This is a genomic window from Streptomyces sp. NPDC060198 (assembly GCF_042728415.1).
Classification (GTDB): Bacteria; Actinomycetota; Actinomycetes; order Streptomycetales; family Streptomycetaceae; genus Streptomyces.
This window is the reverse complement of record NZ_JBHWZJ010000278.1, coordinates 1-9,332: the sequence shown is the minus strand read 5'-3', so window position 1 is coordinate 9,332 and position 9,332 is coordinate 1. Positions and strand designations below refer to the sequence as shown.

The 9,332-nt window shown below is 74.9% G+C and carries 7 protein-coding genes and 1 pseudogene; 4 read left to right on the top strand and 4 right to left on the bottom strand.

Going from position 1 to position 9,332, the window contains the following annotated elements:
• Positions 1-116 precede the first annotated feature (116 nt).
• The 4 genes and pseudogenes from ACFWEP_RS26280 to ACFWEP_RS26265 form a co-directional block, all read right to left on the bottom strand.
• Positions 117-620: pseudogene (locus ACFWEP_RS26280) on the bottom strand (MarR family winged helix-turn-helix transcriptional regulator); the annotation flags it as partial.
• Complete coding sequence (locus ACFWEP_RS26275; RefSeq protein ID WP_387373464.1) at positions 617-2,308, bottom strand: FUSC family protein; 1,692 nt, start codon at positions 2,306-2,308, stop codon at positions 617-619. The gene ACFWEP_RS26275 and the pseudogene ACFWEP_RS26280, both read right to left, overlap by 4 nt.
• A gap of 54 nt (positions 2,309-2,362) precedes the next feature.
• Positions 2,363-4,543, bottom strand: coding sequence for an FUSC family protein (locus tag ACFWEP_RS26270; RefSeq protein WP_387373462.1), 2,181 nt, complete (start codon positions 4,541-4,543; stop codon positions 2,363-2,365).
• A 168-nt stretch (positions 4,544-4,711) separates the two neighbouring features.
• Complete coding sequence (locus tag ACFWEP_RS26265) at positions 4,712-5,218, bottom strand: MarR family winged helix-turn-helix transcriptional regulator (protein WP_387373461.1); 507 nt, start codon at positions 5,216-5,218, stop codon at positions 4,712-4,714.
• A 264-nt stretch (positions 5,219-5,482) separates the two neighbouring features.
• On the opposite strand from ACFWEP_RS26265, the gene pcaH reads away from it, so the two are divergent.
• Genes pcaH through ACFWEP_RS26245 form a run of 4 tightly spaced genes read left to right on the top strand, consistent with a single transcriptional unit; the run spans position 5,483 to position 9,298 of the window.
• Positions 5,483-6,196, top strand: coding sequence for a protocatechuate 3,4-dioxygenase subunit beta (gene pcaH, locus ACFWEP_RS26260; protein ID WP_387373466.1), 714 nt, complete (start codon positions 5,483-5,485; stop codon positions 6,194-6,196).
• Positions 6,193-6,762 carry a protocatechuate 3,4-dioxygenase subunit alpha gene (gene pcaG, locus ACFWEP_RS26255; protein ID WP_387373459.1) on the top strand — a complete coding sequence of 190 codons (570 nt, stop codon included), beginning with the start codon at positions 6,193-6,195 and terminating at the stop codon, positions 6,760-6,762. Before pcaH ends, pcaG begins: the two co-directional genes overlap by 4 nt.
• The gene (gene pcaB, locus ACFWEP_RS26250; RefSeq protein ID WP_387373457.1) at positions 6,762-8,141 is read left to right on the top strand and encodes a 3-carboxy-cis,cis-muconate cycloisomerase; all 1,380 of its coding nucleotides are present in this window, start codon (positions 6,762-6,764) and stop codon (positions 8,139-8,141) included. Before pcaG ends, pcaB begins: the two co-directional genes overlap by 1 nt.
• A complete protein-coding gene (locus ACFWEP_RS26245; protein WP_387373455.1) occupies positions 8,138-9,298 on the top strand; it encodes an alpha/beta fold hydrolase in 1,161 nt (386 codons plus the stop codon). Before pcaB ends, ACFWEP_RS26245 begins: the two co-directional genes overlap by 4 nt.
• Positions 9,299-9,332 lie beyond the last annotated feature (34 nt).

The window sequence follows — 9,332 nt, the reverse complement described above, 5'->3', positions numbered from 1 at the left end:
CGGGGGCCCAACCCGGGGGGGGGGGGCGCCTTTGGGGGGGGGGGCGGGGGGGGCGGGGCGCGGCCCCCCCCCCCCCCGCTGGCCCGCGGGGGGGGGGGCGGCGCGGGCCGCCCCCCGCGCCGGCCGCCGCCGATGCGCCCTTCCAACTGCACCAGCAACTCGCTGAGCTGGGCGCTGAGGCGGTCGCGGGCCGGTTCGTCCAGCCCGGCCAGGACCGTGCGCTCGTAGGCGAGTTGCTGGGGAAGCAGCCGGTCGACGAGGGCGCGCCCCTCCTCGCTGAGACGGACGAGGGCGACCCTGCGGTCACGGTCGTCGCCCCGGCGCTCGACGAGACCGCGCTCCTGGAGGGCGCGCAGCCGTTTGGTCACGGCGGCCCCGGAGGAGAACGTCTCCCGGGCGAGTTCGCCGGGGGTGAGTTCGCGGCCGGTCCGGCGCACCGCGCCGAGCAGGTCGAACTCCGCGCGGTTGAGTCCGGCGGCGCGCAGCGGGGCGTCCTCGGCTTGCTGGAGGAGTGCCGCGCAGCGGTTGATCCGGCCGATCAGCTCCATGGGCCCGGTGTCGAGGCCGGGGCTCACCGCCTGCCACTGCCGGACCACCGAGGCCACGATGTCGTCGCTCACACCGCTCCGTTCTCCGGGGCGAGGGAGATGAGCCCTTGCCGTTGTGCCGTCGCGGCGAGCGTACGGTGTCCGGCCCGCTCGGCCGCGACGAGGTCCTCTTCCGGCAGGGCGCGCTGCCACCACTCCCCCGCGGCGGTGTCGCCCGCCTCGCGCAGCTCGACCAGGGAGGCGGTGAGCGCGCGGCGGGACGCGTCGAGCGTGGCGGGGCCCGCGGTGTCGTCGGCGAGGACGCGTACGGCATGGGCCCGGGCCAGCTCGGTGGACTCCAGGGCCCGTTCGACCCGGCCGGTGGCCCGGCGGTTGGTGACCAGTACGGCGCCGAGGAAGCCGACCGCCGCGCCGACCACCGTGTCGATGACCCGGTCGCCGATGAGCTCTCCGGCGGGGTGGGTGCCGCCGAACTCGATGACCAGGAGCGCCATCGGGGTGACCGCGACCGATCCGAGCCAGTAGTTGCGGGTGATGAGGGCCTCGGCGGCGAAGTTGAAGCAGAGGACGCAGCCGATCAGCAGCAGCGGGCTCACCCGGCTGAGCGGGAGGACCGCGGCGAAGACGAGCACTCCGAGCAGATTGCCCAGCGTGCGCTGGAGGGCCCGGTTCCAGGAGAGGGTGACGTTGGCCTGGTAGAGGGAGGCGGCGGTGACGATGGCCCAGTAGGGGCGGCCGACTCCGAGCGCCTCGCAGGCGTACCCGGCGAGGGCGCAGCCGATGAGGGTGCGGACGGCGATGGGCAGCACGTGGGAGCCGGGGCCGAGGCGGCGCAGCAGTTCGCCCCTCCTCGTACGGGCCCCGCGGCCGGCGCGTTCGGCGTCGATGCCGTAGAGCTCGGCGGTGGTGCCGGGGGCTGCCGGCGGCGTCGGGACGACTCCGCGTGCCCGGGCCAGCGCGGCCCACTCGCGCAGCCGCGCGGGGTCGGCGGCGGCGCGGTGGCCGGCCGGGGAGCTTTCGGCGAGCGCGGCCTCGGCGTGCACGACGAGGCGTTCCAGTGCCCGGCGGGCGGGCGTGGCCCGTCCGGAGGCGAGCAGCGTCTGCCAGGCTCCGTGCACCGCCGCGGCGGCGGCACCCCGGGTGCGGGGGCCGGGATCGGCGACGCAGGCGGCGGCCGCGTCCAGGGCCCGCGCGGTGGCACGGCGTTCGGGGCCTTCCCGGCGCAGCAGGGCGGGGCCCACGGTGACGCACCAGGAGAAGGCGCCGGCGGCGAGGGTGAGCGCGAGGTGACCCGGTATCTGGCCGAGGTGCTGGGGCGCGAAGAGGGCCGCGGAGGTGACGAAGGTGAAGATCACGTGTCCGGGCGGCCCGATGCGGGACGCGTCGCAGAGTGCCTTCTGGGTGGCGGCGAGCAGGGCGCCGACGGCGATGAGGATCGCGGTGGAGTCGGTGAGCGAGCCCGCGAGCAGCGACACGGCCAGCCCGGCGGTCATGCCGGCCACCACGCGTGCGACGGTCCCGGCGCGGCGGGCGTACGGAAGGGCGTGCCCGTACAGGGCGCAGAGCGACCCGGCCATCGTGTACATCACGAGGTCCAGCCGGTCGACGGCGAAGAGCAGCAGATTCGGTACGAGGGACGCGACGACCACGCTCAGCGCCGGCTTGAACCAGGTGTCCGAGGGGTGGTTGAGGCGGAGGGCCGCCTTCAGGGGAAGCCTGCGGACGGATGGGCGCCGGGGAGGGGTGGTTGTCTCACTCACCCATTTACTTTAACAGGTATTACACCTGTAAAAGATATCTTCCGGCGGGGTGGGTCAGAGCGACTCCCGTGCCGGTGGTTCCGGTCGCGGCGGCTCTCGATCCGGCGGGTCGAGTGCGGCCTCGATCCGGGCGAGCTGGTGGCCCAGGCCCGTGATCCACACCTCCAGATCGATGGACTGCGGGACCGACGGCCTTCCGTCCGGGAGCTCCGCCCCGCTCGGTCCGGCGGTGGGCCCTCGTGTCACCAGCCGTGCGGCGATGCGTCCGGCCGCCTCCTCCAGCGCGGCGGCGCCCTGCCGGGTCCAGGCGTCCGGCGGGGCCGGGGCAGCCGGACGGAGGCCGAAGAGCGGCAGCCGGTGCGCACCCCACAGCATGTCGTCGGCCGCGACGAGCACGGCGTGCCAGTCGGCGCCGGAATCCTTCGACGCCGCCGGCCGGGTCGCCGCCTCGGCGCGGTACTGCGCGTACGCGGCCTCGGCAAGGCGCATCCGGTGCAGGCTCAGCAGGGTTCCGGGCACGGCGCGCCCTCCCGGCGGCGAGGTCAGCAGGATCTCCGCCGTCCCGGGCACCAGCGCGCCGCAGGAGCGCAGCAGTCCGGCCATGGCCCGCCGGACCTCGTGCCCGGCGCCGGCGGGCCAGGCCAGCAGTCCGCAGAGGAGACCGATCACACTGCCGGTGACGACGTCGATCATCCGCACCTCCGAGAGGCGCCAGGAGACCGGCGAGATCTGGGCGAACGCGGTGGCCACGACCAGCGTGAAGGACCCCTGGGTGCAGGCGATCCCCAGCGTCGGCCCGGCGAAGAACGCCAGCAGCATCAGCGGGGCGAGCAGCACGGCGTACGCGTCGGTGAACGGGCCGATCCCGATCAGCAGCATGCCCGCCACCACGGCCCCGGCGGCGTTTCCGGCCACCGCCAGGCGGACCGCCTGCCAGGTGGCCACCACCGTGGAGCGTCCGAGGGTCAGCACGACGAGCAGGACCCAGAACCCGTGGGCCAGATCGAGGGAGCCGGCCACCAGCCGGGCCGCCGCGAGGCCCAGCGCGGTCCGCACGGCGTTCTGGAAGAGCACCGAGCGGAGGGTCATGTTGCCGAGGACCCGCCGGGCCCACAGACGGGGTGTGGCCGGCTCGGCGTACCAGAACATCGCCCGCGGGACGGGAGTACGGGTCGGCGCGCCATTGAGCGCGATGCTCAGCGCGACCCCCGCGACGCGGGCGGATTCGGCCAGCGCCAGCACCCGGGACTGCCTGCGGAGCAGGGCGGTCGGGGGCGGCTGGACGACCTGGGGGGTCTGGTCGGTCGGCAGGGACGGAGCGCCGCCCGGTGGTCCGGCGGCCAGGCGGACGCGGTCCGCCTGGAAGCTCCGCATCGCGTGCTCCAGGGTGTCCGGCGCCGGTGCGCGGCTCCCCGCGCGCAGGGCGCTCGCGCACGCCTCGCACAGCTCTCCGACGCGGGCCAGGAGAGCCGCGGACGCCGGGTCACGCTCTCCCGGATGCGCCTCGGCGAGCAAGGCCAGCTGGCTGAGGAGGCGGCGCACGGCGCGGCCGGTCTGCTCCAGCGCCCGGTCGGTGCGTCCCGCTCCGGCAGGGCGCTCCGCGGGCGGAACGTGAGACAGCCGCATCGTCGATCCGGCCTCGCGCAGCCGCTCGGGCGGCGTCTTCCCGGCGCGGGCCTCGTGTGCCGCGGTACGGAGCCCGGCGGCCAGCAGTTCCCGGTAGGAGGGGACCGCCGGGTCGGGCAGCAGGATCTCGCAGGCCGCGAGCAGCAGCAGGCCGAGACTCAGCCCGGCCACCCGCTCCAGGAGCGTGTCGGGCGCGTAGGGAGGGAAGCAGGCAAGGATGTAGAAGAGCTGGAGGCCGGGTCCCGCACCGGCCGCGCGCGGTCCGGCCACGGCCGCGAACGCCAGGACGAAGCCGACGACGAGCATGCCGCCGACGGCCGCCCAGGCGTGCACCGCGAGCAGTGTTCCCAGGGTCACCGCCACCAGAGCCGGCGGAACGACCCGCAGCGTGACGGACGCCTGCTGACGGCCCGAACCGGGCACGGCGGAGAGCATGCCCATGGCGATGGGCGCGAAGAGCGCGTACAGCGCTGCGACCGGAAGTCCGGCGGCGTACAGCAGCGGATAGAAGCCGGCGCTCGCGGCCGCGGTGACACGGACGGATCTGCGCCAGAACGCGGCCCGCTCCGGCCCCGCGATCACGCGGGCGCTCCCCCGGGCCCGGGACATTCCGCACCGGACCGGAGGGCGGCCCCGGGTGCGTCCAGGGGAGTTCGTGGCGGACGGGTCCGCATGCCGCGCCCTCCTTCCCCGACTGATACCGGTGCCACCTGCGGGACACCGGTGGCTGCCGGGCGAGGTGGCCCGGCCGCCCCGCCATTGTCGACCGGCGCCCGGTCACCCGCTCGCGGTACCGGAAGCCGTTCCGTACGCCGGGGCAGGGAGCGGCGCCGGGGGCGGGTCCGTCGGGGTGCGCAGGGTCTCGGCCGCGTCCGAGACCCTGCGGAGCAGATCGAGGAAGACGCCCTGCTCGTCGGCGGAGAGCGGGCCGAGGAAGACCTGGTTCATCCGGGTGGCCCGCAGTGCCACCTTGCGGTGGACGCGGGTACCCGACTCGGTGAGGCGCAGCACGGACCGTCTGCCGTCCTGCGGATCGCGGACCTTGTCCAGCAGGCCCCGGCCCAGCAGCCGGGTGACCAGGTCGGCGATGGTCGAGCGGTCCAGACCGATCCGCTCCCCGGCGGTGCGCTGGTCGAGCCCGGGCTCGGCCATCAGCGTGTTGAGGAGGGCGAACTGCGGTGAGGTGGTCTCCTCGGAGACCATCGTGGTCCAGAGCAGGTGGTGCGCCTGCTGGAAGCGCCGGGCGAGATGGCCCGGATGCGTGCTCAGATCGACGGCGGACACGGCCCGCCCTTCCCGTACATCGGTGGCAACCGTATCGACCGCCGGAGAAAGAACAGTGTACTGAGGGTATTGACCCTCTCCAACTCTCCTGCTTAGCTCCGGAGTCGTCACGAACTACTCCGTGCACTGACTAAATCCGAGCAGCGAATCCGCGCAGCCGATCCGCGCGGCGAACGCGAGCAGCACCTGCGAGCCGACCCCGGAGTCACCATGGTTTCCACACCCCTGCCCGACGGCTTGGACCAGTCCGCGATCGACCGGGCGATGGATCTGGCCGAGGCCGCGGGACACGTCGGGCACCACCCGCCGCGCGACTACCCGCCGTACCGGAGCAGTCGCCTGCGTCACCCGCACCGGTCGTCGGTACCCGTCCGCGATCCGGAGGCCGTCGAGCTGTCCGGGCCCGCCTTCGGTGTCAGCGACGTCACCGCGCTGGACAGCGATCTGACGCGACAGCACCACGGTGAGCCGCTGGGCGAACGGATCACCGTCAGCGGGCGGTTGCTGGACCGGGACGGGCGTCCCGTACGCGGTCAGCTGATCGAGGTCTGGCAGGCCAACGCCTCGGGGCGGTACGCCCATCAGCTGGACGACCATCCGGCGCCGCTCGACCCCGCTTTCACCGGCTTCGGGCGCTGCCTGACCGACGACGAGGGCGCGTACGCCTTCACCACGATCAAGCCCGGGGCGTACCCGTGGCGCAACCACACCAACGCGTGGCGCCCGGCGCACATCCACTTCTCCCTCTTCGGCACGGCGTTCACGCAGCGGCTGGTCACCCAGATGTACTTCCCGGGCGATCCGCTCTTCGCGCACGACCCGGTCCTGCGGTCCGTCACGGACTCCGCCGCACGTGCGCGGCTCGTCTCGACCTACGACCACGGGCTGTCCGTGCCCGAATGGTCCCTGGGCTACCGCTGGGACATCGTCCTGGACGGCCCGTCCGCCACCTGGATCGAGGAAGGCCGCGACCGATGAGCCCCGCACCTACGCCGTCCCAGACCATCGGCCCGTTCTACGGGTTCGCTCTGCCGCTGCCCGACGGCGGTGACATCGCGCCGGCCGGCCACCCCGACACCATCACGGTGCGCGGGCTGGTGCTCGACGGCGCCGGGGACCCCGTGCCGGACGCCGTCGTCGAGACCTGGCAACCCGCCCCGGACGGATCGCGAACCGGGCTGCCCGGTTCGATGCGCCGCGATCCGGTGACGGGACGCAACGCGGGCCGCAACGGGGTCGACTTCACCGGCTTCGGCCGGGTCTGCACGGACGCGGACGGCCAGTGGTCCCTGCGGACGCTGCCGCCGGGCGGCGTCCCCTATCTCAGCGTCGTGGTCTTCGCGCGGGGCCTCGTCCACCACCTGTACACCCGGGTCTATCTGCCGGACGGGCGGGGAGCGGCGCCAGAGGGCGATCCGCTGCTGGAATCGCTGGACGAGCAGCGCCGCGCCACACTGATCGCGACACCCGCGGGCCACCGTACGTACCGTTTCGACATCCGTCTTCAGGGCGAGGGCGAAACGGTCTTCCTGGAGTTCTCCTGATGCGCGGGAACGGCACGGCCCCTTCCGGAGTCCAGCCGGTGTACGGCGACGACACCGGCCTGCTCGCTCCCGGGCGGGCCGGGTCCCCGGCCGAGGCCGCCACCGGCGACGCGGCCTTCCTGCGGGCGCTGCTCGACGCCGAGGCGGCCCTCACCCGGGCCCAGGTCTCCTGCGGGCTCGCCCCCGCCGAGGCGGGGCACGCGGTGACCCGGGCCGCCGACCCCGCGGGCTTCGACCTGCGGGACCTCGCGCTGCGGGCCCGCTCCGGCGGCAACCCGGTGATCCCGCTGGTGGCCGGTCTGCGCGCGCGGGTGGCCCCGGAACTGCGCGGCCACGTCCACCGGGGCGCGACCAGCCAGGACATCATGGACACGGCCGCGATGCTGGTGGCCTCACGCACCCTGGCCCTCGTCCTGGCCGACCTCGGGCGCACCGCTTCGCTGCTGGGCGCGCTCGCCGCCGGACACCGCGACACCCCGATGCCGGGCCGGACGCTCACCCAGCACGCGGTGCCGACGACGTTCGGCCTGAAGGCCGCCGGATGGCGTGCGCTGCTGCTCGACGCCCGGGACCGGGCGGCCGCGGTACGGGCGTCTCTGCCAGCCCAACTCGGTGGCGCGGCAGGCACCTTGGCCGCCCTCGGGCCTCAGGGCGCCGATGCGGACGATCCGGCCGCCGCGTTGGCGGTCGTATCCGCGTACGCGGCCGAACTCGGCCTGGCGGAGCCCACGTTGCCCTGGCACTCGCTCCGCACCCCGGTCGCCGACCTCGCCGGCGCCCTGGCGTTCACCGCGGGCGCGCTCGGCAAGACGGCTGCGGACGTGCTGAACCTGGCCCGTACCGAGATCGGCGAGGTGGCCGAGGGCACGGGCGGCGGGTCCTCCGCGATGCCGCACAAGGCGAACCCGGTCCGCGCCACCCTGATCGCCTCGGCCGGCCGCCGGGCCCCGGCGCTGGCGGCCACGCTGTACGGCTCGCTCGCCGCCGAGGACGAACGCCCCGCCGGTGCCTGGCACGCGGAGTGGGAGCCGCTGCGCGATCTGCTCCGGCTGGTCGGCGGATCGGCCAGGGACGCCGTCGAACTCGTCGGTGGCCTGCGCGTGTTCGCGGACGTCATGCGTGAACACCTGGGCCTGACCGATGGACTGATCGTCTCCGAGCGGCTGGCCTCGTTGGCGGCGGACCGGATCGGCCGCGCCGAGGCCGGCGAACTGATGGCCCGGGCCACCACCACCGCCCGCGAGCGGCGGCTTCCCCTCACCGAAGTCCTCGCCGAGGAAACCGCGTTCTCCGGGATCGATCTCGCCGCCCTCGGCGACCCCACGCGATGCACCGGCTCCGCCGGCCCCCTCACCGACCGCGCCTTGGAGCGCCGATGACCGAACGCCCCGCCTGCGTACCGCACTTCCGCGAGGACGGGGCGGTCGACGCACCGCCGTTGCTGCTCGGCCCGTCGCTCGGTACGTCCACGGCGCTCTGGGACGCCGTCGTCCCCGGACTCTCGGCGGCGCACCGGTTGGTCCGTTGGGACCTGCCGGGGCACGGCGGCTCCCCGGCGGCCCTGATCGGCCCCGGGGCGACCGTCGCCGATCTCGGCCGCCTGGTCCTCTCCCTCGCCGACACGCTCGCGCTGCCCCGTTTCTCGTACGCGGGCGTCTCCCTGGGCGGCGCGGTCGGCCTCTGGCTGGCGGTCCATCACCCCGGGCGGATCGACCGCCTGGCGGTCGTCTGTTCGTCGGCGCGCTTCGGCGAGCCGGGGCCTTGGCGGGACCGGGCGGCACAGGTGCGCGAGTCGGGCACCGGGCCGGTGGCCGAGGGCGCGGCGGCGCGCTGGTTCACCCCGGGGTTCACGGTGCCGGCCCTGCTGGGCGATCTGCTCGCCGCCGATCCGGAGGCGTACGCGGCGTGTTGCGACGCCCTCGCCTCGTACGACGTACGTCCGCTGCTCCCCTCGATCGGCGCGCCCACCCTGGTCGTGGCGGGCCGCGAGGATCCCGCGACGCCGCCGGCGCACGCACGGGAGATCGCAGACGCCGTCCCCGGCGCGACCCTGCTGGAGCTACCGGGCGCCTCCCACCTGGCCCCCGCCGAACGCCCGGTACCGCTGGTACGCGCCCTGCGGGCACACTTCGCGGCCGAGGGCCCGGACGCCCCAGGGTCCGCGTCGCGCGGGCTCACCGTACGGCGGGAGGTGCTCGGCGATGCGCACGTGGACCGGGCACGGGCGGCCACCACTCCGTTCACCGCACGGTTCCAGGACTTCATCACCCGCTACGCCTGGGGCGAGATCTGGACCGACCCCACGCTCCCCCGCCGGGAGCGCAGCCTGATCACGCTCACCGCCCTCGTGGCCCACGGCCACCTGGACGAACTGGCCCTGCACGTCCGCGCGGCGGTGCGCAACGGACTCACTCCCGAGGAGATCGGTGCCGCACTGCTCCAGACCGGGGTGTACTGCGGGGTACCCGCGGCGAACGCGGCGTACCGGGTCGCCGGAAGGGTGCTCGCGGAGATGGCGGGTGAAGCGGGAGGCTGAGCGGACCCGGCCGGGTCCGCGGGGAGCCGGTCCT

What these genes read in the sequence shown, in the direction of transcription:
- pcaB (WP_387373457.1), top strand. Translation starts at nt 6,762, where the DNA reads ATGCGCGGGAACGGCACGGCCCCTTCCGGAGTCCAGCCGGTGTACGGC.
- pcaG (WP_387373459.1), top strand. Translation starts at nt 6,193, where the DNA reads ATGAGCCCCGCACCTACGCCGTCCCAGACCATCGGCCCGTTCTACGGG.
- ACFWEP_RS26245 (WP_387373455.1), top strand. Translation starts at nt 8,138, where the DNA reads ATGACCGAACGCCCCGCCTGCGTACCGCACTTCCGCGAGGACGGGGCG.
- pcaH (WP_387373466.1), top strand. Translation starts at nt 5,483, where the DNA reads ATGGATCTGGCCGAGGCCGCGGGACACGTCGGGCACCACCCGCCGCGC.
- ACFWEP_RS26270 (WP_387373462.1), bottom strand. Translation starts at nt 4,543, where the DNA reads ATGTCCCGGGCCCGGGGGAGCGCCCGCGTGATCGCGGGGCCGGAGCGG.